The following is a 24,100-nucleotide window of genomic DNA, read 5'->3' as shown; positions in this document are numbered from 1 at the left end:
TCAATTCTCCCTCAGTTTTCGCCCGGTCAGGCGTAGGAAAACATCCTCAAGATTGGCGGGTCGATGCAGATAGATCGCCTCTTCGGGCAGATCAGCAATAAATTCTGCAGTGTCATCGACAAAATAGAGCACGGAATCGCCAATGTCCTCCTGATCCCACCGATTTTCGGAAGAGGCGGCGAGGTTGGGTTTTTGCACTTCGAACACAAAACCTTTCACATGGCGTGCGATCAATTCCTTTGGCGTGCCCTGATCTAGGATTGTGCCGTTATCAATAACGACAATCTGGTCACAAAGCCGCTGCGCTTCATCCATATAATGCGTGGTTAGCAAAAGGGTGCGCCCCTCCTTTTTGAGTTCCGTCAGCTGTTTCCAGATGAGCACGCGGGCCTGCGGATCGAGCCCGGTTGTCGGCTCATCAAGGATCACCATTTCAGGGCTGCCAATAAGGGCTCGTGCAATCGTTAGCCGCCGCTTCATCCCGCCGGAAAGAGCATTTACCGGCGCAAATTTCTTGTCATTGAGTTGCATGAAATCGAGCAGTTCAGCCGTTCGCTGATCAATAGCAGATTTGGAAAGCGCAAAATATCGGCCAAACGCGACAAGATTTTCCTGAACCGTGATGTCCGGGTCGAGATTACTTTCCTGCGGTACAAGGCCGATTTTCGCCTTTATCTCCCGTCTCATTCGGCTGGCGGGCTCGCCGAAAACTTTCAGTTCCCCAGAGGTAACTTCAGATAGGCCCATGATCATACGCATGGTCGTGGACTTGCCCGCGCCGTTGGGTCCAAGCAGGCCGAAACACTGTCCTGCCGGTACGGAAAAATCGATTCCCTTGACCACTTCAAGCTTGCCGTAACGTTTGACAAGATTAGTTGCGGTGATGACGGCTGTGCTCTCCATGGGGTCCCTCTTGCGCTATCAGAGCGGGAGGGTATGGAGTTTGACCTCAAAGGGCAAGACTTTGGTCTTCAATATTGAGTTTTGGTTGTTTACTGAGGAATTAGGTGTAAGTCGGCTCGGTGTTGTCCGGGTCATTCTGTTCATACACACCAAGGCCAAGTACGGTGCGGTTGACATACGAGAAATAGGAAACCGCCTGATTTATCTCGAGGATTTCGCCATCTGAGAGCCCCGAATTTCGAAGTTCATCAATCATATTCACGGAAATCTGGTTTGGTCGTGTCGTTAACAGATTGGCATAGAGCATCATTGCGAGATCCGGACCGGCGAGAATATGATCCGGCTGGTCTGCTTCAAATGCGGTCCAGAGTCTGTTTGAATAATCTTCATCATCTAAAAGATCGGAGAGGCCCTTGAAGTAAAAATCTGCGCAGTAGTCACAACCATTTAATAGGCTGACATAGACCCCGATCGCATCAATTTTCCATTTCGCGAGCGCGTTGGCACTGTTGTTCAGTACATGTTGGGATAGGATCATATGCCCTTCCATCATATGCGGGCGTAGGGAATGGGCGACCATAACAGTATCGAGTTCCCCGTCCTCACCTCTGATGCGCTCATAAAGGCTTTTAAGAGGACCGTCCGCATGTTCCATCGGGATAGTTCTGATCCAGGTCATTTCGTTTCCCTCGCAAATGCGTACCAGGCAGACGGCACAGCACAAAGACGCGCGGCAAGGATCCGGCATATTTTTCGCAAATGCTTTTGTGCTCCATAAAATTGCAGCCTATATTCGCTGATAGAACCTTAACGAAGTCTTAAGAAAACTCATTCAGTCGGGAGAGGTGAAATGGCAGCTAAACACAAGCATGGCGATCCACTACCGGAGACAGTTCTTCGGGTGAAGAGCCTTGAATCCCTGCTTATTGAAAAAGGGCTTGTTGAGGCAGAGGCACTCGATGCTTTGATTGACAGATATGAAAACAAGGTGGGGCCTAGGAATGGCGCAAAAGTCGTCGCACGAGCCTGGGTGGACGCGGCGTATCGCGAGCGGCTTTTGAAAGATGCGACTTCGGCAGTCGCTGAGTTTGGGTTTACAGGTGCGCAAGGGGAAGAATTGGTGGCGGTCGAGAATACGGACAATATCCACAATGTCGTAGTCTGCACATTATGCTCTTGCTACCCTTGGCCAGTACTGGGCCTGCCGCCGGTCTGGTATAAATCCGCGCCCTATCGCGCGCGCGTTGTTCGTGAACCCCGAAAAGTACTGGAGGAGTTTGGAACCCAGCTTCCGCAGAGTCAGGAGGTGCGGGTGTGGGATAGTACGGCGGAAACCCGTTATCTTGTTATCCCAAAAAGACCTGAAGGCACGGAAGGCTTAGATGAAGGGGCACTTGCGGAGCTTGTCAATCGTGACAGCATGATCGGCACGCGCGAAGCGGATAGCCCGGCTACGGTGGAGGGTGTCTGATATGGATGGTATTCATGATATGGGCGGTATGCATGGCATGGGTCCGATAGAACTTGAGGAGAATGAACCGGTTTTCCATGCAGACTGGGAAAAGCGGATGTTTGCCATGAACAATGCGATTTCTGCTGTGGGCGTTCGCAATCTTGATGAATCACGCCATGCCCGGGAACGCATGGATCCGGCGACATATCTTGCCAGTAGCTACTATGAAATCTGGCTGGATGGCCTTATCCGAATACTGAGTGAAAAAGGCATGATTTCGGAAGAGGAGCTCTCAGGCGATATTCCGCCGGCGCCGGTAACGACGCCACGTCCGGCCCTGAAAGGCCGGGACGTCGATACAGTTATGGACAAAGGCGGAACCTATATTACTGAGGATGGAAAGCCGAGCCGTTTCAAGGTAGGGGACAAAGTGCGGGCAAAAAATTTCCACCCAATTGGGCATACGCGCCTACCACGGTATGCACGAGGGCATGTTGGCGAGATCTTTGCCGACTATGGTCCGCATATCTTTCCGGATGCAAGCGCACATGGCAAAAGCAATCCGCAACCTCTCTACAGTGTGAAGTTTGCCTCTACGGAACTTTGGGGGCCGGATGGCACCGAAGGCGACTATGTTTATATCGATCTGTGGGATGATTATCTGGAGGCGACTGGCGATGGCGCTTGATCCAGTTCTGCAATCCATCAATATCCCGCAGGATGAAGAGGGACCTGTGTTTGATGAGCCATGGCAAGCTCAGGCGTTTGCCATGACAGTCAAACTGAATGAAGGGGGCCAATTTAGCTGGAGTGAATGGGCGGAAGTATTCGGTGCTGAAATCGCAGCGGATACAGTGTCGGGGCAAGGTGTCGGGAATGCTGCCTATTACCAATGCTGGCTTTCGGCACTAGAAAAAATCGTCGATCAAAAAGCATTACTCACGCCTGAACAGCTTTCTGCGCGAAAGGCAGAGTGGCGAGAAGCGTCGGAACATACGCCGCATGGTCAGCCAATTGAAATCCGTAAATCATCGAAATAGATTTGCGTATAGTGTTCCAAAGTCTTATGTCTCTGGTCAAATGAAACTAGAAAACTGGAAAGCATGTGTCTGATAATTTTTCACCGCCATCGCCTGATCCCGAAATTAAAGACAAGCTGGATAAAGCTGCCGAGATAATCACGGGTCATCTCGACAAAGCTTTGCAGGATTGTGTATCCGCCGGGCTTGAGCGTGAACATTTCACGGCGGCCGTGATTGCGACTATGATGCAGGCGGTAGAAACCAGCCTCGGCGGCAATGCTGCAGGCGCTCTTCAGGAAATGGCGCAGATGGCGTCGGAACGTGAAGACGAAACGCCCGTCCAGTAGACGGGCGCTTCAGCGTTAATCCAATGTGTGGATTGGTAGGTCCAGAAGTGCGCGACGGCGGAGCCATTGGCTTGGTCGGTAACGATCTTCCCCGGTAATTTCCTGCAGCTTTTCCATAATCGTCAAGCAATTCCGGGTACCCATATTATCTGCAAGCTCAACTGAACCTAATGGGTAATTGAGCCCCAGCTTCATGCCTTTATCGATATCTTCCGGAGTGGCAACGCCGATCTGGGCCATTTCACAGCCAAGATTTGCGATCATCGCGCGGATACGCTGGGCAACGAAACCCGGGTTATCCTTGATACGCGTCACGCCGCCGGAAACCTCGCTCAACATTGCCATAACGGATTGAACGATTTCTTCGTTGGCACCGGGGGCGGCCATAACAGTCGCGCGGGAGAAAACGCCTGTATGGGTATCGATGGCGACAAGACGTTTCGGATCAAGACCGAGGCGGACACATAGTGCCGTGCAGTCTTCTCCAATTGGATCAGCGAGAATAGGCGATGTGCCATCGTCCTCAGAAAGAACACTCACGCCCAGATCCCGCAGCAAACCATCCAGCGCGGCAGAAGGCTCCGCGAGCACAACACGACGCGCAGGGCTCGCGGAGATTTTCTCTTCTACGTCCGGGCGGATGATTGTGCTGTCCTCGGTATATTCGTAAAAACCGGCCTTGGTTTTTTTACCAAGGCGACCCGCCTCCATCATGCTTTCATGCAGAGGATAGGTAGACAGGCGCTTATCCTGAAAATAGCCGTTGTAAATAATCTGGCTGACCGGAAAATTAACGTCAATCCCCGTTAGGTCAATAAGCTCGAACGGGCCCATGCGGAAACCGCAGGCTTCTCGCATGATGGCGTCCACCTGGAACGGTGTTGCAACGCCTTCAGAGACGATCCTCAGTGCTTCCGTCGTATAGGCACGGCCACCAAGATTAACCAGGAAGCCGGGTGCGTCCTTGACCACGACGGGAACGCGGCCCATCCGCTTTCCGATGACTTCAAGCGCCTTGGTTACATCTTCGCTTGTGTCTGTGCCATTAATGACCTCGACCAGCTTCATCAGCGGGACCGGGTTGAAGAAATGCAGGCCCGCGATCCGACCGCGATGGGTGCAGGCCGAGGCTATGGAGGAAATTCGGATACTTGATGTGTTGGAGGCGATAATGGTGTCTGGGCTGACAATATTTTCGAGTTGCTGGAACACCTTCTGTTTGATGTCGATATTCTCGACAATGGCCTCGACGACCAGATCGCACTCCGAAAGTCCGTCGATGCCCTCAGCAACATGAAGGCGCCCAATCGCTGCGTCGCCTTCACTTTTCTCCATGCGGCCTTTTTCAACGGAACGACTTATCATGGAAGTGATAAAATCTTTCGCTGTTGCCGCGGCACCTTCAGCGGCGTCGAAAATATAAACCAGCATGCCGCCGGTTGCGGATACCTGTGCGATGCCCCGGCCCATTGCGCCGGCGCCGACGATACCAATCTTTAAATCCTGCTTTTGCGGGTCGATACTCATTCTATTTTCCATTATTGTTCTTGTAGAAAGTTATGACCGACTTATACCGTGCGCATGAAATTTGTAAAACCCTACCTTGATGCTAGGGCAGGGAATCCTTACATGACTTAATGATAGTGCCTTATTGGGCTATTCAAAGCTGCGGTTAATAACTGATCGGCAGCAGGCTCGCTCATTTGGAGGAGAATATGTATGCCGCGTGCATCATCATTTAATCACCCGCTGATGCTCGGCTTTGACCGGTTTGACCAGATTCTCGACCAGTTGTCGAAATCTTCGAAGGAAGGTTATCCGCCCTATAATATTGAGCAGATGGGCGATAGAGAGTTGCGCATCACGCTTGCTGTTGCCGGTTTCACCGAGGACGACCTTCAGATAACACTGGAACAAAACCAACTTATCATTCATGGTAAGCAGAAGGACGAGTCGGAGCGTGTGTTTCTTCACCGTGGAATCGCGGCCCGCCAGTTCCAGCGTAAATTTGTTCTTGCGGAAGGGTTGAAAGTTACCGGCGCCGATATGGAAAACGGCCTTCTACATATTGAATTGCAGTTGCCCACGCCGAAAACTGAAAGCCATCAAATCAAGATCAGAAAGAAAAGTTCAAAAAAAGAAATGAAGCCCGTCAATTCGTCAGAATTTATTGAATAATAATTTATTGGGTCGCGTTAAGGAGTATTATAAATGCAATATCAGGAAGCTACTCTCCGCCAGCTAAGTCCCGCTGCCTTTGGTATGCTGGGATCTATGGATATGGCTTATATCCGTGCCGTTGGAGAAAACGATGCCGTTGTGTTTCGCATTTTCGCCGCCAATGGCCAGCAACTCGGAGAAGAAAAATCAGCCGATGCCGCAATGGTTGTCGCTCGCCAGAATGATTTTGAGGCGTTTCTGGTTAACTAGGCGCGGCAGCGAAATTTTCTCTCAATAGGATTAGGCGGCGGACTGTGCGCCTTCTTCGGTCAGAATTGCGTATAAAGCGTCCGCATCCTGGCTGCCCCTCAGTTTTTCACATCGCCCCTTGTCCCGTAGCGTGCGGGATACGCGGGCGAGAGCCTTGAGATGATCGGCGCCGGATGATTCAGGAGCCAGCAGCAAAAACATGAGATCGACCGGCAGGTTGTCCATCGAATCGAAATCGACGCTAGTGCTCAGCTTCGCGAATATGCCATACACCTTGTCAATTCCGGGAAGTTTGCCGTGAGGGATTGCAATGCCCTTGCCGATACCTGTGGTGCCTAGACGCTCGCGTTCAATCAGAACGTCCAGAATGTCCCGCTCGGCGCAGCCGGTTACAACAGCGGCGCGGCGAGCCAACTCCTGCAATGCCTGCTTTTTGCTGGTTGCTTTCAGATCCGCAAAGACAGTCTGCGGCTGAATAAGATCACTGATTTCCATGATACCTGATCTGGTTGCTGAATTAAGACGGCAAATAAAATTTATGCGGACTTTTCGACTTTGGGGTCGATCCAGCCGATATTGCCGTCGGGCCGCCGATACACCACATTCAGTTCCCGCGTGGAGGAGTTCTGAAACATCATGGCGGGCAGATTTGCAAGATCCATCCGCATTACGGCTTCGCCCACCGAGCAGTCGGGAATATTTGCGCTACTTTCCGCAATGATCATGGGTTGCCAATCGTCCTGGGCGTCCGTTTCGGATGGGTCTTCTTCTGGCTCTGGTGCCAGAACATAGCTTTGGGCGGCAAAGGCCATTTTTGCCTGATACCGTTCTTTACCGTGATGGCTTTTAAGTCGGCGTTTATACCGGCGGAGCTGTTTCTCAACGCGCTCTAAAGCAGCGTCGAAACTGCTATAGGCATCCGTATGATCGGCCGAGGCCGCAACGTCAATGCCAGAGCCGATATGAACATTACATTCTGTGTGAAAGTTATGGCTGTTCTTGCTCAGTGTTACTTGAGCGTCGATGGCATTATCGAAATATTTGGAAACGCCGTTTTCCAGACTCCCTTCGATATGCTCGCGAAGGGCATCGCCGACATCAATCTGCTTACCTTTTACAATCACATGCATCTCAATGATCCAATCTTAAGAAGTGAGGCCAATACCCGCCAAAAATAGCGCTAAATTCCATTTGAGGGCGGGACCATAGTTTTTGCGCGTGGCAATGTCAACACACGCTATTTGAAACGGAAAAACGCCGTGCCAGAGGCATCCTTTGTTGCATCCCATTTATGAAGCAATCAACTGCTTCTTCATTCTCCGTCTTTCCACGGACGACGGAATATTCATAGCATCACGATACTTTGCAACGGTCCGCCGTGCAATATCTATCCCCTGAAGTTTCATCAATTCAACGATTTTGTCGTCGGAAAGAATACGATTTGGGGCTTCATCATTCACAAGCTGTTTTAATTTATGCCGGACGGACGCAGCTGAATGGGAATCGCCACCGGATGTCGAGTTGATGGCGGAAGTGAAGAAGTATTTTAACTCAAACACTCCGCGGGACGTAGCCAGATACTTATTGGACGTGACGCGACTGACGGTGCTCTCATGCATCGAGATCGCCTCGGCAATTGTTTTAAGGTTAAGCGGGCGGAGGAATTCAATGCCTTGAGTGAAGAACATTTCCTGCTCTTCGACAAGCGCGGTGGCAACCTTTAGTATAGTATGCGCCCGCTGGTCGAGGGATTTTACCAGCCAGTTGGCGGAGTTCAGGCATTCGGACAGATATTCTTTCTCTTCCTTACGCCGCGATTTGTTGTTGATAACCGAATAATAGCGATTGTTAACCAGTACCTTGGGCAGAGTTTCGCTGTTTAGCTCTATCTGCCAGCCACCGTCCGGCCGCCGGTGAACGAAAACATCGGGCACTACAGTCTGGGCCACCTCGCCGCCGAATTGCAGTCCGGGCTTTGGATCGAGGGCCTTGATTTCCGCAATCATTTCGGCGAGATCTTCCTGATCGACGCCGCAAACCTCCAGCAAACCTTTGAGGTTTCCTTCGGCCAGCATCGGCAGGTTTTGAAGAAGTGCTGCAATGGCCGGATCGTAGCGGTTTTTTTCCTTTAGCTGTAAAGCAAGGCATTCCGTAAGATCAGTAGCGAAAACGCCGGTTGGCTCCAAGCCGCGCAACGTTTCTAAAACTGACTGAAGTCTTTCTGTCGTGCAGCCTAGATTTTCTGCCGCGTTGCCTAGATCGCCAACAAGGTATCCCGCATCACTCACCATATCGATTAAGTATGACGCAATCAGTTTGTCTGCTGGCGACAGAGATAGGAGATTTAGCTGCTGACTGAGATGGTCGTGAAGTGACAGTTCCTCACTCAATGTATTCTCAAGATTGAGGTCAGTTCCGGAAAAGGAACTGCTTCCCCCTGAACTTGCCGCCAGAACGCCGGTATTGGCGGCATCCGCGCCAATCACATCCGACGGGGCATCGAGAGCGGCGTCACTTGTATAGATATTGTCGTAATCTGTGTCGATGGCAGTATTTTCAGCGGCTGAAAGGGGGGCTTCGTCAGAAATGGTTATTTCTTCAAGCGGTGTAGAATCCCTGTCATTTTCGATGTCTCTATCGTTATCCGCAGTAAGATACTCTTCCTCATCGGGGTGCGTCTCATCGCGTTCAAGGAGGGGGTTTTTCTCCAGTTCTTGCTCCACATAGGCGGCAAGGTCGAGATTGGACAATTGCAACAGCTTAATTGCTTGCTGCAACTGTGGTGTCATCACAAGTTGCTGGCTTTGCCTTAGATCAAGTCTGGGCGTTAGCGCCATTGTCTCTCCTGATCCCCGTCAATCTCAAGCTGTCTAGAGATTGAAGCGATCCCCCAAATATACGCGTCTCACTCCTTCATCGGATACGATTTCCGACGGATTTCCTTCCTTTATGACACGTCCTTCGTTAAGAATATATGCACGGTCAATGATATCAAGCGTTTCACGCACATTATGTTCCGTAATCAGAACACCTATTCCCCTGTCTTTGAGATGAGAAACCAGATCGCGAATGTCGCCGACTGCGATTGGATCGATGCCCGCCAAGGGCTCGTCCAGCATGATGTAGTTCGGCTGGCCCGCCAGTGCGCGTGCAATTTCAACCCGGCGACGCTCCCCACCCGACAGGGCAATCGACGGCGTGCGACGAAGGTGTGAGATGGAAAACTCTGCCAGCAGGCTCTCTAACTGGTTCTCGCGCTTTTCGCGGACTGGCTCAATAAGTTCAAGAACGGATCGAATATTCTGCTCTACATTCATGCCACGGAAAATCGATGCTTCCTGCGGCAGATAACCGATACCAAGTCGGGCGCGACGATACATGGGGAGGTCCGTAACATCGCGACCGTCAAGATAAATCGTCCCGTAGTCTGGGCGCAGTAATCCTGAAATGATATAGAAGCTGGTTGTCTTACCGGCACCGTTTGGACCCAAAAGGCCAACGGCCTCACCGCGGTTGACGGTTATGTCAACGCCACGAAGGATCGGTCTCTTTTTAAAAGACTTCCCGATGTTTTGCGCTCTCAGGCCGGAATTTTCTGCTACCAGTCGCGGGCCCCGATCCAATTCCTCTGTTCCTGTTGTCATATCCGTCTCTAACTCTACTCGCCGGCTTTCTTTTCAGGAACAAAAATCCCTTTTACACGGCCTGTGCTGCCATCTGTCGCGCCGCCGCCTTCAACGCGGCTTTTGCCGGTGATCAGATCCAGGGTCAGCTTGTTGCCACGCAGAACATTCTTTCCCTGCGTTAATACCACATTTCCCTGCAAATCAATTTGCTTATTTGTAACATCGTAGACGCCTTTGTCGCCCTGCGCTGTTTCGCGCGGGCTGGAGAGAAAAACATCCCCTAAGGCGTCGATCTGGCGAATGTTGGCGGGCTCTCCATTTGTTGACTGGTTTTTGTCGGAATAATGCACCATCAGCTTGGCGGCCCGCATCCTGATCTCGCCCTGAACAACCTGAACATTCCCCTCAAAAATGGCAAGCTGGTTGGCTTGCTGCACTTCTAACGAGTCTGCCGTGATCTCAATCGGCTGGTTGGTGTCAATGCTACCCCCCGTGAGTGCAGATTGCGCCAATGTGCTTTGTGGCAGGCCGATTAAAAGCAGGCCAATGGCAAGGGTCAGTATATTCACTTTTTTTGTCAGCCTGCGCATTTGGGGATGTCCAAGATTCTTTATTAAGGATTGATAGTCATTTTGACATTACCGTCAAATCGTATGTTACCAGTAATCTGGTCCGCGGCAAGACCATCCGCTTCAATGGCCCCGAGCGGGCCGTGACCTTTCAGTCGATTGTCGCTTGTGATTGTCCGTTTCTTCAGGTTGACCTGAGCTGAATTGGCAGAGAACTGGTTGCCACTGTCGCTGAAAATGTCAATCACGCCATAGAGATCGAGCACGCCGGTTTCCGTGTCCAGTTCACCCGCTGGCGCAGAGATTGAAATCCAGTCTTTACTGGGAAGTGTGATATCTGCCTGAATATTCGTAAGTGAGACAAGAGAGGCCGTTGCTGTCTTCTGCGTCGCTGTATCCGCCGTCACGACATATTGCCGCTCGTTAATATCACTTGCGACATACTGCGGATTTTTCATCGTCAGCCCGTCATCGGATACCGTGACATCCGCATAGTCGAGCTTGAAGCCTTCGGGCTTATCAAGATTGGGGAGGATAAATGCCAGGCCGACCAGAAGGATTGCAAGTCCCAACAGTATGAATTTGATAACGGAAACAAAATGACTGTATCGGGCGTTGAACTTCAATTCAGCCAGACCCGGTGTGCCAACGAAGTCCGCTGTGCCGGCAAGTGTCTCGTTGGAGATTTCATCTTTTGTTGGTAGGGCATCTACGCGCTTCATGTTTTACATGACCCCGCTGCGCAGGCAGTCATGTACGCTGATGATGCCAATCGTCTGGCCGTCATCGACCACGAAAAGACAAGTAATGCCGTTAAAGCCGGTGGAATTCATCTGGGCGAGGGCTTCACCTGCAAGCGCTCTGGACGTAATCGTCTGCGGGTCGCGTGTCATGACTTCACTAACGGGTTTGCCGAGAAGGTCTGCGCCCATATGGCGCCGCAAGTCACCATCCGTAATGATTCCGATAAGCGCTTCGTTCGCATTTAGAATGCCAACGCAGCCGAAGCTTTTCGTTGATATTTCTATCAGCGCTTCGCTCATCAATGTGTTTTCACCGACAAGTGGCATGGCCTCTCCGGTATGCATTAGGTCGGCAACCTTGATCAGGGAGCCGCCAAGCTTCCCGCCCGGGTGAAAGACGCGGAACTGTTCTGCATCGAAACCACGGCGGGAAAGCAGAGCAACCGCCAACGCATCCCCCATCGCCAAGGTAGCCGTTGTCGAGGTTGTCGGCGCCAGACCCATCGGGCAGGCCTCCGGAACATCCGGCAGGAGTAACAGCGCATCGGCGCGTCGGCCAAGTGTACTATCCGCCTTGCCAACGATCGCGATAAGCGGGATATGGAACCGCCGGGTATAGGCAATGATATCGCTTAGCTCTTTCGTGCCACCGGAATTCGACAGACATATCACGACATCGTCCTTGGTGATCATGCCAAGATCGCCGTGGCTTGCCTCTGCTGGATGAACGAATTGCGCAGGTGTGCCCGTGGACGCAAGTGTCGCGGCAATCTTATTGCCGATATGCCCGCTTTTGCCCATGCCGCTGACAATGACCCGGCCACGTGCCTTAAAGATAAAATCTAAGGCTTTGATAAATTCATCGTTGAGATCTTCCAGCAGCTGCAAAATCGCATCGGCCTCTGTTCTCAGGACTTTTCGGGCGGCAACAAGGTCGTTCGTTTCGTCAACTCCCATCGTTGCCGCGCCCTTTGAAATTGCCATTAGCCGATCCGTCATCTGTTTGCGTTTCCCGGCGCCAAAAAAATCGGGCCGACGCGCCATCGCTGAACTTCACCAATATATAAGAAAATTGTGCCTTCTTAACAAGGTTAATAGCGCTTTGCCACTATACCCTAACTATGTGCGAAGATGTCTGTGTCTGGCCATCCTGCAAGATCGAGTTGTGCACGCGTTGGCAAAAATTTGAAACATTGCGCTGCAATCACCGCTCGCCCTTCGCGTATTAGCATTTCATCAAGGCGTTCTTTCAGCTGATGCAGATAGAGAACATCGGATGCGGCATATTCCATTTGCGCATCGCTAAGCTCATCCGCGCCCCAGTCGGAAGATTGCTGTTGCTTTGAGATATCAATGCCAAGAACCTCCTGACAGAGGTTCTTCAGCCCATGCCGATCGGTGTAGGTCCTGATCAGGCGGGAGGCGATTTTTGTGCAGTAAACTGGCGCGCAGGTCACATTGAGATAATGTTCCAACACGGCAATATCGAACCGGCCGAAATGGAAAATTTTGAGCCGTTCCGGATCACTAAGCTGCCGGACGAGATTTGGTGCATCATAGCTTTGCCCATTGAACTTGACGAGATGTGCGTTCCCATCGCCGGACGAAAGCTGAACAAGACAAAGCCTGTCACGATGCGGGAGAAGTCCCATTGTCTCACTGTCCACTGCAATGGACGGTCCGAGATCGACATCGTCAGGAAGGTCGCCATGATGTAGAAAAATTGCCATTTCATCCTCCGGTAACGGCTAGTGCAGCGAGAAGGATGGGGCATAACCGTAAATATATGCTAAAGCATTGGTGCCCAGGAGAAGACTCGAACTTCCACTTCCATACAGAAACTAGCACCTGAAGCTAGCGCGTCTACCAATTCCGCCACCTGGGCAACTTATCGTCGCCTCTGATATAAAGCGCATGGCCGTATGTCAACAAACTTCGTCAAAAGAATTGAAGAAATTTACGGTTTGCCCTTGGCGTTGCAGAGCTAAACGGGTAGATATTGGCATTAACTGAGGTATTTCGGGTGGGTGCAAGACCTCGCCGTAAGTAGAGGAACTAGGGAATGTCGGGTCATTTGATTACCATTTTCGGCGGGTCCGGCTTTATCGGCCGGCATCTGGTTGGTCGTCTGGCAGCGAAGGGGTATCAAGTCCGCCTCGCTGTGCGTGACCCGGAAAGCGCGGCCCAATTGATGACGCAGGGCGTCGTTGGCCAGATCGCCGGAGTCAAAACGAATGTCCGGGATCAGCGGTCTGTCGATCGGGCGGTCGCGGGCGCGGACATCGTGATTAATCTTGTTGGCGTACTTTATGAGAAGGGCGCGCAGAATTTTGGGCGACTTCACGTCGATGCGGCAGAGCGCATTGCTGCTGCGGCAAAGGCGGCAGGTGCGACGCAGCTTATTCATATGTCTGCGCTTGGCGCCCGAAAAGATCATGAGGCGGCCTATGCGCGTAGTAAGGCCGTTGGGGAAGAACTGGCAGCCAAGGAATTTCCGGGCGCGACCATTCTCCGTCCGTCGGTCGTGTTTGGTTGTGATGACGATTTTTTTAACCGCTTTGCAACTATTTTGTCTTTGGCACCGGTCTTTCCGTTGGCGGATGGCGGTAAGACGAAGATGCAGCCGATCTGGGTGGAGGATCTCGCGGATGCAATCGTCAGGATCATTGAAACGCCGTCGCAGCAGGGAAAAATCTGGGAACTGACAGGTCCGGATGTTTATAGCTTCAAGGAACTTATGGAGAAGGTTCTCGAATTTACGGGGCGTAAATGTGTACTGTTGCCGGTACCCTCAGCCATTATGTCAGTTATGGCGGGTTTTATGGCCCTTGCACCAGGGCGGCCGCAATTGACTTCGGATCAGGTCAAGATGCTGCAGGAAGATAATGTGGCGAGTGGCAATTTCCCGAATCTTGAGGATATCGGGATTCAACCAAACACGATTGATGCAGTGGTGCCGGAATATCTGCGACGCTATCGTCGGGGCGGCGGCCTGAATTCCATTGCCGCACAATAGGTCCGTATCGGACTTATGTATTTGGGAAATTATGGAAAAATTGCGACCCTAAAACGGTAAGCTGCAAAAATGAACGAATTATACGTCAGTAGTGCTGACATATAATGATTTTTTTGCTGGTATTTTGCGAGCAATTAGGTTATTCAAATCAATAACTGAGAGATTTTCGCGGCTTCGCGCTTCTTGAGGGGACATTCAAGAATGACCCGCCCGCTCGCTGCTATGTCTTAATTTGTAATTTGATCAATATGACTGTTTTTACCCGAGCCTTTATATTGAGGTTCGGGATGGGAATGCCTGATGACTGAAAAAATGCTAAAGTTTGTCTCTCTGGATAAGAAAATGCCATCCAAGCGCACCGCAGAGACGCGCCGCCAGGATTTCGACGAAATTTATGACGAGTTTGATAGTGACCGGGCCACGGAGCAGTCAAGCCGTTGTTCGCAATGCGGTATCCCCTATTGTCAGGTTCATTGTCCCGTCCAGAATAATATTCCGGACTGGTTGATGATGACGGCGGCAGGTCGCCTGGAAGAGGCGTATGAAGTTAGCCAGTCCACAAACAATTTCCCGGAAATCTGTGGTCGCATCTGCCCGCAGGACAGGCTTTGCGAAGGTTCCTGTGTCATTGAGAAGGGCTTTGAATCGGTCACAATCGGAGCCGTTGAAAAGTATATTACGGACACTGCCTGGGAAAAAGGTTGGGTCAAGCCGACTGTTCCAAGTGTCGAGCGCGAACAGTCCGTTGGTGTTATCGGCGCAGGTCCGGGTGGCTTAGCAGCAGCGGACGAACTGCGCAAGAGAGGCTATCAGGTTCATGTCTATGATCGTTATGATCGCGTCGGCGGCCTCATGATCTATGGTATCCCAAGCTTTAAGCTGGAAAAGGATGTGGTTGAGAAGCGAGCCAAGTTGCTGAGCGACAGCGGAGTAACCTTCCATCTGAATTTCGAAATAGGTCGCGATGCAACGCTTGCCGATCTTCGGGCGAAACATGACTCGATCGTTATTGCGACCGGTGTTTATAAATCTCGGGACATAGCGGTACCAGGAAGTGGTCTTGGCGGAATTGTGCCGGCGCTGGAATATCTGACGGCGTCGAACCGGAAAGGCCTCGGCGATGACGTCCCGGCTTTTGAGGATGGAACACTGAATGCTTCGGGTAAGAATGTTGTTGTTATTGGCGGTGGTGATACGGCGATGGACTGCGTCCGGACAGCTATCCGGCAGGGAGCGAAATCTGTTAAATGCCTTTATCGCCGGGACCGCAAGAATATGCCGGGCTCACTCCGTGAGGTTTTGAACGCGGAAGAGGAGGGTGTTGAATTTGTCTGGCTCTCCGCGCCGAAGGCCTTTCTTGGCGATGGGCAAGTAAACGGTGTCAAGGCAATCGAGATGCATTTGGGCATTGCCGATTCCACTGGCCGACAGGTGCCGGTCGAAATTGAGGGATCGGAATATGACATTCCGTGCGATCTGGCGATCAAGGCGCTTGGCTTTGATGCAGAGGATATTCCTCAACTGTTTGACGAGCCGGGTCTTGAAGTTTCCAACTGGGGCACTGTTTCGGTCAACTTCAAAACGGGAATGACCAATCTGGAAGGGGTATTTGCCGTAGGTGATATTGTCCGCGGGGCGTCCCTGGTGGTCTGGGCTATTCGTGACGGGCGCGATGCCGCGCAGTCTGTCCATCGGTTCCTGACCCATAAACAGATGAATGAACAAACAGTGCTGGCTTCGTAGCGGAGTGGGATGAAAAATGAAAAAGCAAATTGAAAATCAACAAGCCAATCTCTCCTCAGGCGAAGAATTCGTTAAATCTTGGACGGAAAACGCAACGCATTTACAGGCTAACGGACTCTACGACCCGGCTGAGGAAAAAGACAATTGCGGCGTGGGTCTCGTCGCGGCGATTGATGGCAAGGCTTCGCGCGCTGTCGTTGTGGCCGGGATCGATGCCCTGAAAGCTGTCTGGCACCGAGGGGCAGTTGATGCCGATGGGAAGACCGGCGACGGCTGTGGCATTCACGTTCAAATTCCGCAGGATTTCTTCAAAGAGCATATTATGCGGACCGGTCATGAGCCGATCGACGGAAAGCTGGCTGTTGGGATGGTGTTCCTGCCTAAAACGAATTTCGAGGCGCAGGAGACATGCCGGACAATCGTTGAGAGTGAAATTCTTGCATTTGGCTATTATATCTATGGCTGGCGGCAGGTGCCGGTGGACGCGAGCATTATTGGTGAAAAGGCCAATGCGACACGCCCCGAGATCGAGCAGATCATGATCGCCAATACGCGTGGCGTCGATGATGACGAGTTCGAACGCGACCTTTATATCATCCGTCGCAGGATCGAAAAGAAAGTACTGGCGGCGCATATCAGTGGCTTTTATATTTGCACACTGTCCTGCCGGTCGATTATCTATAAGGGAATGTTTCTAGCCGAACAGTTGTCGAGCTTTTACCCTGACCTGCTTGACGAGCGGTTCGTTTCGACCTTCGCGATCTATCATCAGCGTTATTCGACTAACACCTTCCCAACCTGGAACCTGGCGCAGCCTTTCCGGATGCTTGCCCACAATGGTGAAATCAACACCATACGGGGCAATGTCAACTGGATGAAAAGCCATGAGATCCGGATGGTGTCTGACACCTTCGGCGATAAATCAGATGACGTAAAACCCATTGTACAGGCGGGTAGTTCAGACAGCTCGGCCCTTGATGCCGTGTTTGAAGTGCTTGTCCGCGCCGGACGTAGCGCGCCAATGGCGAAAACACTCCTGATCCCGGAAAGCTGGGGTAACAAGGAAAATATGCCAGCAAAGCATAAAGCCCTTTATGCCTATTGTAATTCGGTTATGGAACCATGGGATGGTCCTGCCGCCGTCTGTGCGACTGACGGTCGTTGGGTCATCGCCGGATTGGATCGGAATGGCCTGCGCCCGCTTCGCTATACAATTACCGGCGACAATCTATTGCTGGTGGGGTCGGAGACGGGCATGGTGCCTGTCAATGAATCCAAAATCGTGCGCAAGGGCCGGGTTGGCCCGGGCGAAATGATCGGCGTGGATTTGAAGAAAGGCCGGTTCTTTTTTGATCGCGAATTGAAGGACAAGATGGCTAACGCCCAGCCCTTCGAAAAATGGATCGAAAATACGGTTGATCTTGGCAGCCGGCTTGAAGGCGCCGACGAACCACATCATTTTGACCGTAAAGATCTCCGTAAACGGCAGCTTTGCTCCGGCTGGTCACTGGAAGATCTGGAATTGATCGTACAGCCCATGGCCGAAGATGGAAAAGAGGCTATCGGCTCTATGGGGGATGACACGCCGCTTGCTGTCCTCTCCAAGCATTACCGGGGCTTGCATCATTATTTCCGGCAGCGTTTCAGTCAGGTGACAAACCCGCCGATTGACAGCCTGCGCGAACGCCGTGTTATGACCTTGAAGACCCGGCTGGGCAATCTGAATAACATTCTGGATGAGGACAAGAGCCAGGCGGAAATCCTGTCGCTTGAGTCGCCGGTTCTGACGAATGGTGAGTTCGACGCCATGCAAAAATATATGGGCGATACCGCGCAGGAAATTGACTGCACCTTTGATGTCACGGACGGTCCGGAAGCCCTTACCAAAGCGCTCCGCTATATCCGTGCTGAGGCGGAAAACGCGGTACGTGGCGGCTGCGCCCATTTGATCTTGAGCGATATGAATACGGGGCCGACACGTGCGCCTATTCCGTCAATTTTGGCGGCGGCAGGGGTTCACACGCATTTGGTGAGCGAAGGGCTGCGTACTTTTACTTCAATTAATATTCGTTCAGGCGAATGTCTGGATGTTCAGTATTTCGCCGTTCTCATTGGAGTAGGCGCAACAACGGTAAACGCCTATCTGTTGCAAGAAACGATCATGGATCGCCATGAACGAGGTTTGTTTCCGGGACTTGATATCAAGTCCTGCCTTCAGCGCGCGAAAGAGGCGGTCGATCAGGGCTTGTTGAAAGTTATGTCCAAAATGGGCATTTCGGTGATCAGTTCCTATCGTGGTGGTTATAATTTCGAGGCCGTTGGTCTGTCGCGTGCGCTGGTCGCAGAATTTTTCCCGGGCATGCCCTCGCGGATTTCTGGCATCGGTCTTCCTGGTATCCAGCATAAGGTGCTTGAGCAGCATGAAAAAGCCTATCGCGAGGATGTAATTAGCCTGCCTGTTGGGGGATTGTACCGCTACAGAGCTTCCGGTGAGGTGCATTCTTTCGATGGAGAATTGGTCCATCTGCTGCAATCGGCCGTCGAAAAGGACAGCTATTCTCTCTATAAGAAGTATAGCGAGGGAATGAGCAAGATGGCGCCGGTGAACCTGCGTGATTTGCTGGATTTCAAGTCACCGCGTCAGCCGATCCCGATTGACGAAGTTGAAAGCATTACGGAAATTCGCAAGCGGTTCGTAACCGGCGCGATGAGCCTTGGCGCGCTCAGTAAGGAGGCGCATGAGACTTTAGCCATCGCCATGAACCGGATTGGGGGCAAGTCCGATAGTGGCGAGGGAGGCGAAGATGTGAGCCGGTTTAAGCCGCGCCCCAATGGTGACAACCCCAGCTCTGCAATCAAGCAGATTGCTTCGGGCCGGTTCGGCGTAACGGCGGAATATCTCAATAACTGTGAAGAGATTGAGATTAAGATTGCACAGGGCGCCAAGCCGGGTGAAGGCGGGCAACTTCCCGGCTTCAAGGTGTCGGAAATGATTGCGAAACTGCGGAACTCAACGCCGGGAGTGACCCTGATTTCACCGCCGCCACATCATGATATCTATTCTATTGAGGATCTGGCGCAGCTTATTTACGACCTGAAACAGATCAATCCTGAGGCGCGGGTTTGCGTCAAGCTGGTGGCGGAAGCTGGCATCGGAACGGTTGCTGCGGGCGTCGCCAAGGCGAAAGCTGATGTCATCATGATTTCCGGAAACTCTGGCGGGACCGGGGCGAGCCCGCAGACATCACTTAAATACGCGGGTGTCCCTTGGGAAATGGGCCTGCCCGAAGTCAATCAGGTGTTGACCCTGAATAAGCTTCGCCATGGGGTGTTGCTCCGGGTCGATGGCGGGATGAAGACCGGCCGTGATATCGTTATCAGCGCCATGATGGGGGGCGAAGAGTATGGCCTTGGGACAGGCGCGCTGGTTGCGCTTGGCTGTATTCTCGTGCGGCAATGTCATTCCAATACCTGCCCAGTCGGTATCTGCACGCAGGATGAGGAATTGCGTAAAAAATATGAAGGGAATGCGGATAAGGTCGTCAATCTCTTCAGTTTCCTCGCGGAAGAGGTGCGGGAGATTCTGGCCCAGCTTGGCTATCGATCCCTGCAAGAGATTATCGGGCAGAGCGGTCTGCTTTCTCAGGTCAGTCGTGGTTCGGCGCATCTTGATGATCTCGATCTGAACCCGTTATTGGCGGAAGCCGATGCAGGAAATAACCCCAGATATTGCGTCAATGAGGGACCGGTTCCTGTTCCTGAAACATTGGATGCGCAGATGATCATGGACGCGGCGAGTGTCTTTAACAAAGGCGGCGAGAAAAAGCAGCTTGCCTACAGCATTCGCAATACGCATCGGGCCATTGGTACCAAGCTGTCGTCCCGGATTGTTCGAAAATTCGGAATGACCGGCCTTGAGCCCGGTCATATTACGGTGCGCTTGCGCGGCTCAGCTGGTCAGTCTCTTGGTGCCTTCGCGGTTCAGGGCCTGAAGCTGGAAGTACTGGGGGATGCCAATGATTACTGCGGTAAGGGGTTATCCGGCGGGACAATTGTGGTTCGGCCTGTTACATCCAGCCCTCTCAAGTGGAACGAGAACGCCATCATCGGCAATACGGTTCTATATGGGGCGACATCAGGCGAGCTTTATGCCGCCGGTCAAGCAGGAGAGCGGTTTGCGGTTCGAAATTCTGGCGCTACTTCAGTCGTTGAAGGATGCGGCACTAATGGCTGCGAGTATATGACGGGTGGCATGGTGGCAATTCTGGGCGCTGTCGGTGATAACTTCGGCGCCGGTATGACCGGCGGTATGGCGTTTGTTTATGATGTCGACGACGTCCTGCCTGTTCATATTAACGATGAATCCGTTGTCTATCAGCGACTCGCGTCCAGCTATTGGGAAGGCGTTCTGAAAGAGATGATAGCGGAACATGCCGAAAATACTCACTCCAAGTTTGCTCAGGCGCTGCTTGCCGATTGGGGGTGGGAGCGGGATCGCTTTTACCAGGTTTGCCCTAAGGAGATGCTGAACAAGCTTGAGCATCCGATTTCTGATGAAATTGCTCAGCAGCGAGCCTAGAAGCGTCATTTACGTATGATAGAAAAGCCGAGATACTGCTATCTCGGCTTTTTTAATGGGTAGAAATTTCCCTGCAAAGAGGCGAAATTGCCGCCGTAATTATAGATTTACGCTAATTGATGGCGGTTGATAACGGCGATGTTCTGGCACGGTGTTTGCTTTGTTTCAGGTAGTAAAATGTTGCAAGTTCACACAGGAGAAACAGAAATGGAAAATGTAGCTGCCTTTGATACGAATGATATGGGAACTTTACCGCCTAAACTTGCGGATCCGATAATCAGCACAGAATATGTAAAATGGGCGGCACGACGTTTCATTCTGATCTATGGGGAAGAGGCGCCGGAAATGGCCCTTAAACAGGTCACGCGTCTTGACGGACTTGGGAAAATTCGTATTGCAGAAATGTTTGACCGTGTTCGACGTGAATGTGCGCGGCTCTTGAAACGGAGTGAAAATCTCAGGATTTATCCTGTTAACTAACCAACATGCCGATTAATACAAATTTTTCGCAAAATCGTCCATTCAGCCTATTCTACATTCCTTCCGCATGGGGTAATGTCGCCCCATGCGTACACTCTATCATTTCTGGATATCTCCTGCTTGCCGCAAGGTGCGTCTCGCCCTTGCCGAAAAAGAGCTAAAGTTTGAGCTGAAAATCGAAAAGCCTTGGGAACGGCGCCCGGGCTTGCTGGCCAGAAACCCCGCAGGGGAAGTTCCGGTGCTAATCGATGAGAATGAGATCACATTGGCCGACAGCCAAGCAATTTGCGAGTATCTAGAAGAAACCTATGAAGATATCCGGTTGCTACCCGAAGACCGACTTGATCGCGCAGAAACAAGGCGCCTTATTGGCTGGTTTGATCGGAAATTCTTTAGTGAGGTGACCGATAATCTCGTCGAAGAAAAGATCATGAAGCGGTTAACGAAATCGGGAACACCAAATACGGCCGCCATCCGCGCAGGCCATCATAATATTCACTACCATCTAGAATATATTTCCTATTTAGTGGAGCGGCGGTCTTGGCTGGCGGGCGATCAATTCAGCCTAGCTGACATCGCGGCAGCGGCGCAGCTCTCTAGTGTGGATTATCTCGGCGATGTCCCATGGGAGCAGCATCCCTCAGCCAAGATATGGTATGCGCGGGCAAAATCGCGCCCGAGTTTCCGTGCGATCCTCGCGGATAACCTGCCGGGAATGCCAGCGCCCTCACATTATGCCGATCTCGATTTCTAGTTCCTTTCCAGTGTCCGTGGACAAAGCAGCACTTCGCACGGCTGCGCGTGCCGAAGGATTTGACGCGATTGGGTTTGTGTCTGCTGATATCGGAGATATCCCCGGAAAACATCTGAAAGAGTTTATCTCGGCCGGACGTCATGGCGACATGGACTGGATTGTCGAGAAAGCTGCACGCCGTCATCATCCACAGGCTCTTTGGCCGGAAGCTAAATCGGTTATCATGCTTGGACTCAATTACGGCCCGGAGATTGACCCGCTTGCCTATACAGAAGAGAGCGAACACGGGGTCATTTCCGTCTATGCGCAAGGCCGGGATTATCATGATGTCGTCAAGAAGAAGCTCAAACGCATCGCCCGCGGAATCGTCCGGGATTATGGCGGAGACGTAAAAGTCTTCGTTGATACGGCACCGGTGATGGAAAAACCATTGGCGGCTAAAGCAGGTCTTGGCTGGCAGGGAAAGCATACCAATCTCTTAAGCAGGGATTTTGGCTCATGGCTGTTCCTTGGATGTATCTTCACCACGCATGAAATCACGCCTGACCTGGCGACGGAGGGGAGTTGCGGCTCATGTACGGAATGTCTTGATATCTGCCCGACGAATGCCTTTCCTGAGCCGTATCAGCTTGATGCGAGGCGCTGCATCTCCTATCTCACGATTGAGACAAAGGCACATATTGATCGGCATATGAGGCCGTTAATCGGTAACCGGATCTACGGTTGCGATGATTGCCTGGCTGTCTGTCCCTGGAACAAGTATGCGAAAACAGCACGTGAACTGAAGCTCCGGGCTCGCTCGGAACTCATTGCGCCATCGCTTGCAGAACTCGCAACACTCGATGACGCGGCATTTCGGGCTCTATTTTCGGGTTCGCCCGTTAAGAGACTGGGGAGGAACCGGTTCTTGCGCAATGTCCTGATTGCGATAGGAAACAGCGGCCATTTGGCTTTTCTGGAAGTAGTAACACCGCTTTTGAGCGATAGATCGGCAATTATACGGGTTGCTGCAGTTTGGGCTCTGGGGCAGCTGGCCACACCTGAGATTTATGGCCAGCATTTTGATATTCTGGTAGGACAGGAAACGGACGACGCGGTGCGGACGGAATGGTTTTTAAGTAAAGGGAATGAGAATGAGCAGGCTTGAAAGTTTTATCCGGCGCATTAGTGCACAGCGTGATTGCCTGAACCATGCCGCTGCCATTATCGAGGATAAACCGGGAAGTGTGTTAGAACTCGGCCTGGGCAACGGCCGAACATTTGATCATCTCCGCAGTCTGATGCCGGAGCGGGATATCTATGTGTTCGACCGTCATGTAAAGGCGCACCCTGATTGCATTCCGGATTCCGATCATATGATCGTCGGTAATTTTCTTGAAACCGTTCCGACCGCGCTAGAGAAGATGACGGACAAGGCTGTCCTTGCCCATTGCGATATTGGTTCCGGCGACAAGGCGGCCAGTGTCGCGCTTGCCAGAATGCTTGGTGAAAGTCTTCCAAAGCTGCTGGTCACGGGCGCGATAATTGTCAGTGACCAGCCATTTGAGGTGCCAAGCTGGCAATCCCTTCGGCTTCCTGAAGGTGTTGCCGAAGGCCGCTATCACATATATCGCCAGATGTAATTGGTGCTATTGGGCGAGATAGCCGCCATCGGCAACAAACTCTGCGCCAGTCACAAACGCCGCTTCGTCGGAGGCAAGATAAAGGATCATTGACGCAATCTCCTCTGGTTTGCCGAGACGCCCGAGAGGGTGGGATTCCTTTAATCTAGTTTCTTCAGCCTCTCGCTCGGCCTCTGCGATTTTATCGAACCGACGCATAACCATTGGCGTTTCGATATATCCCGGATGCACTGAGTTTACGCGCACATTATATCTCTTGTTTGCGCATTCAATGGCAGCAGCCTTTGTGAATAGCCGAACGCCACCCTTGCTTGCGGCATAGGCCGAAATATTGGACATGCCGACAAAGCCGAGAACGGAAGAAATATTGACGATGGCACCACCACCCGTATCCTTCATGCTGTCAACGGCGGCCTGTGTGCCGAGGAATGTCCCATCCAGATTAATGGATATTGTCTGGCGCCAGAAATCATAGCTCATCTCGAGAAGGCCTTTTGCCCGTCCGATCCCGGCGGAATTGACCAGAATATCAAGCCGATCCCAGCGGTTGATGACTGACTCGACAACAGTGCGCCATTCCTCCGGGTTCACTACATCAAGATTCTGATAAAAGGCTTCATGCCCTGACTTTATTAATTCTTCCGCCAGCGTCTCGCCTTTATCCGGGTCGATATCGGTAAGGGCAACTTTTGCGCCTTCGCGAGCGAACCGTTCCGCGGTCGCTTTGCCGATGCCAGACGCCGCGCCTGTGATCAGCGCGATTTTCCCCTCAAGGCGGCCATTGTTTGGTGATCCTTGCAGCATGTTCCCCTC

25 protein-coding genes and 1 tRNA gene are annotated in these 24,100 nt (G+C 51.9%); 13 read left to right on the top strand and 13 right to left on the bottom strand.

Features of this window, described 5'->3' with window-relative positions; all coding sequences use genetic code 11:
• Entirely contained in the window at positions 1–903 is a 903-nt protein-coding gene (locus tag LKE13_RS02920) for an ABC transporter ATP-binding protein (RefSeq protein WP_227948197.1), read from the bottom strand.
• Positions 904–1,003: 100 nt separating this feature from the next.
• Positions 1,004–1,582, bottom strand: coding sequence for a carboxymuconolactone decarboxylase family protein (locus LKE13_RS02915; RefSeq protein ID WP_227948196.1), 579 nt, complete (start codon positions 1,580–1,582; stop codon positions 1,004–1,006).
• A 171-nt stretch (positions 1,583–1,753) separates the two neighbouring features.
• On the opposite strand from LKE13_RS02915, the gene nthA reads away from it, so the two are divergent.
• From nthA to LKE13_RS02895, 4 genes are all read left to right on the top strand, one after another.
• The gene (nthA, locus tag LKE13_RS02910) at positions 1,754–2,374 is read left to right on the top strand and encodes a nitrile hydratase subunit alpha (protein WP_227948195.1); all 621 of its coding nucleotides are present in this window, start codon (positions 1,754–1,756) and stop codon (positions 2,372–2,374) included.
• A gap of 1 nt (position 2,375) precedes the next feature.
• Entirely contained in the window at positions 2,376–3,044 is a 669-nt protein-coding gene (gene nthB / locus LKE13_RS02905) for a nitrile hydratase subunit beta (protein WP_227948194.1), read from the top strand.
• Positions 3,034–3,396: a nitrile hydratase accessory protein gene (locus tag LKE13_RS02900; RefSeq protein ID WP_227948193.1), complete on the top strand. Its 363-nt coding sequence runs from the start codon at positions 3,034–3,036 to the stop codon at positions 3,394–3,396. The genes nthB and LKE13_RS02900 overlap by 11 nt, the downstream gene beginning before the upstream one ends.
• Before the next feature lie 65 nt (positions 3,397–3,461).
• Positions 3,462–3,725 carry a hypothetical protein gene (locus LKE13_RS02895; protein WP_227948192.1) on the top strand — a complete coding sequence of 88 codons (264 nt, stop codon included), beginning with the start codon at positions 3,462–3,464 and terminating at the stop codon, positions 3,723–3,725.
• Positions 3,726–3,740: 15 nt separating this feature from the next.
• Here LKE13_RS02895 and LKE13_RS02890 read toward each other — a convergent pair whose 3' ends face one another.
• Positions 3,741–5,252 (bottom strand): 3-hydroxyacyl-CoA dehydrogenase, encoded by a 1,512-nt coding sequence (locus tag LKE13_RS02890; RefSeq protein ID WP_227948191.1) that lies wholly within the window; start codon positions 5,250–5,252, stop codon positions 3,741–3,743.
• Between the two features lie 192 nt (positions 5,253–5,444).
• On the opposite strand from LKE13_RS02890, the gene LKE13_RS02885 reads away from it, so the two are divergent.
• Complete coding sequence (locus LKE13_RS02885; protein ID WP_227948190.1) at positions 5,445–5,903, top strand: Hsp20 family protein; 459 nt, start codon at positions 5,445–5,447, stop codon at positions 5,901–5,903.
• A 33-nt stretch (positions 5,904–5,936) separates the two neighbouring features.
• The gene (locus LKE13_RS02880) at positions 5,937–6,155 is read left to right on the top strand and encodes a DUF1150 domain-containing protein (protein ID WP_227948189.1); all 219 of its coding nucleotides are present in this window, start codon (positions 5,937–5,939) and stop codon (positions 6,153–6,155) included.
• 30 nt (positions 6,156–6,185) lie between these two features.
• On the opposite strand, the gene ptsN is transcribed toward LKE13_RS02880, so the two are convergent.
• The 9 genes from ptsN to LKE13_RS02835 form a co-directional block, all read right to left on the bottom strand.
• Complete coding sequence (gene ptsN / locus LKE13_RS02875; RefSeq protein WP_227948188.1) at positions 6,186–6,650, bottom strand: PTS IIA-like nitrogen regulatory protein PtsN; 465 nt, start codon at positions 6,648–6,650, stop codon at positions 6,186–6,188.
• A gap of 41 nt (positions 6,651–6,691) precedes the next feature.
• A complete protein-coding gene (gene hpf, locus LKE13_RS02870; protein ID WP_227948187.1) occupies positions 6,692–7,285 on the bottom strand; it encodes a ribosome hibernation-promoting factor, HPF/YfiA family in 594 nt (197 codons plus the stop codon).
• Positions 7,286–7,444: 159 nt separating this feature from the next.
• Positions 7,445–8,992, bottom strand: a complete 1,548-nt coding sequence (rpoN, locus tag LKE13_RS02865; RefSeq protein ID WP_227948186.1) for an RNA polymerase factor sigma-54 — start codon at positions 8,990–8,992, stop codon at positions 7,445–7,447.
• A gap of 33 nt (positions 8,993–9,025) precedes the next feature.
• Positions 9,026–9,799 (bottom strand): LPS export ABC transporter ATP-binding protein, encoded by a 774-nt coding sequence (gene lptB, locus LKE13_RS02860; RefSeq protein ID WP_227948185.1) that lies wholly within the window; start codon positions 9,797–9,799, stop codon positions 9,026–9,028.
• A gap of 14 nt (positions 9,800–9,813) precedes the next feature.
• The gene (gene lptA / locus LKE13_RS02855; protein ID WP_227948184.1) at positions 9,814–10,371 is read right to left on the bottom strand and encodes a lipopolysaccharide transport periplasmic protein LptA; all 558 of its coding nucleotides are present in this window, start codon (positions 10,369–10,371) and stop codon (positions 9,814–9,816) included.
• A 23-nt stretch (positions 10,372–10,394) separates the two neighbouring features.
• A complete protein-coding gene (gene lptC / locus LKE13_RS02850; protein ID WP_227948183.1) occupies positions 10,395–11,072 on the bottom strand; it encodes an LPS export ABC transporter periplasmic protein LptC in 678 nt (225 codons plus the stop codon).
• Positions 11,073–11,075: 3 nt separating this feature from the next.
• Entirely contained in the window at positions 11,076–12,092 is a 1,017-nt protein-coding gene (locus LKE13_RS02845) for a KpsF/GutQ family sugar-phosphate isomerase (RefSeq protein WP_227948182.1), read from the bottom strand.
• Positions 12,093–12,208: 116 nt separating this feature from the next.
• Positions 12,209–12,823: a ribonuclease D gene (locus LKE13_RS02840; protein WP_227948181.1), complete on the bottom strand. Its 615-nt coding sequence runs from the start codon at positions 12,821–12,823 to the stop codon at positions 12,209–12,211.
• Positions 12,824–12,891: 68 nt separating this feature from the next.
• Positions 12,892–12,978, bottom strand: a tRNA-Leu gene (locus LKE13_RS02835).
• A 177-nt stretch (positions 12,979–13,155) separates the two neighbouring features.
• On the opposite strand from LKE13_RS02835, the gene LKE13_RS02830 reads away from it, so the two are divergent.
• From LKE13_RS02830 to LKE13_RS02800, 7 genes are all read left to right on the top strand, one after another.
• The gene (locus LKE13_RS02830) at positions 13,156–14,109 is read left to right on the top strand and encodes a complex I NDUFA9 subunit family protein (RefSeq protein WP_227948180.1); all 954 of its coding nucleotides are present in this window, start codon (positions 13,156–13,158) and stop codon (positions 14,107–14,109) included.
• 300 nt (positions 14,110–14,409) lie between these two features.
• The gene (locus LKE13_RS02825) at positions 14,410–15,852 is read left to right on the top strand and encodes an NAD(P)-dependent oxidoreductase (protein WP_227948179.1); all 1,443 of its coding nucleotides are present in this window, start codon (positions 14,410–14,412) and stop codon (positions 15,850–15,852) included.
• 16 nt (positions 15,853–15,868) lie between these two features.
• The gene (gltB, locus tag LKE13_RS02820; protein WP_227948178.1) at positions 15,869–20,431 is read left to right on the top strand and encodes a glutamate synthase large subunit; all 4,563 of its coding nucleotides are present in this window, start codon (positions 15,869–15,871) and stop codon (positions 20,429–20,431) included.
• A 207-nt stretch (positions 20,432–20,638) separates the two neighbouring features.
• Positions 20,639–20,911: a hypothetical protein gene (locus LKE13_RS02815; RefSeq protein WP_227948177.1), complete on the top strand. Its 273-nt coding sequence runs from the start codon at positions 20,639–20,641 to the stop codon at positions 20,909–20,911.
• An 85-nt stretch (positions 20,912–20,996) separates the two neighbouring features.
• Positions 20,997–21,665 (top strand): glutathione S-transferase family protein, encoded by a 669-nt coding sequence (locus LKE13_RS02810; RefSeq protein WP_227948176.1) that lies wholly within the window; start codon positions 20,997–20,999, stop codon positions 21,663–21,665.
• Positions 21,646–22,812 (top strand): tRNA epoxyqueuosine(34) reductase QueG, encoded by a 1,167-nt coding sequence (queG, locus tag LKE13_RS02805; protein ID WP_265334749.1) that lies wholly within the window; start codon positions 21,646–21,648, stop codon positions 22,810–22,812. The genes LKE13_RS02810 and queG overlap by 20 nt, the downstream gene beginning before the upstream one ends.
• Complete coding sequence (locus tag LKE13_RS02800; RefSeq protein ID WP_227948174.1) at positions 22,799–23,287, top strand: class I SAM-dependent methyltransferase; 489 nt, start codon at positions 22,799–22,801, stop codon at positions 23,285–23,287. The genes queG and LKE13_RS02800 overlap by 14 nt, the downstream gene beginning before the upstream one ends.
• A gap of 6 nt (positions 23,288–23,293) precedes the next feature.
• On the opposite strand, the gene LKE13_RS02795 is transcribed toward LKE13_RS02800, so the two are convergent.
• Positions 23,294–24,091 carry an SDR family NAD(P)-dependent oxidoreductase gene (locus tag LKE13_RS02795; RefSeq protein WP_227948173.1) on the bottom strand — a complete coding sequence of 266 codons (798 nt, stop codon included), beginning with the start codon at positions 24,089–24,091 and terminating at the stop codon, positions 23,294–23,296.
• Positions 24,092–24,100 lie beyond the last annotated feature (9 nt).

This window comes from Sneathiella sp. HT1-7, from assembly GCF_020731145.1.
Taxonomy (GTDB): Bacteria; Pseudomonadota; Alphaproteobacteria; order Sneathiellales; family Sneathiellaceae; genus Sneathiella.
The sequence above is the reverse complement of the archived record's forward strand: the minus strand, read 5'-3'. Positions and strand labels throughout refer to the sequence as shown.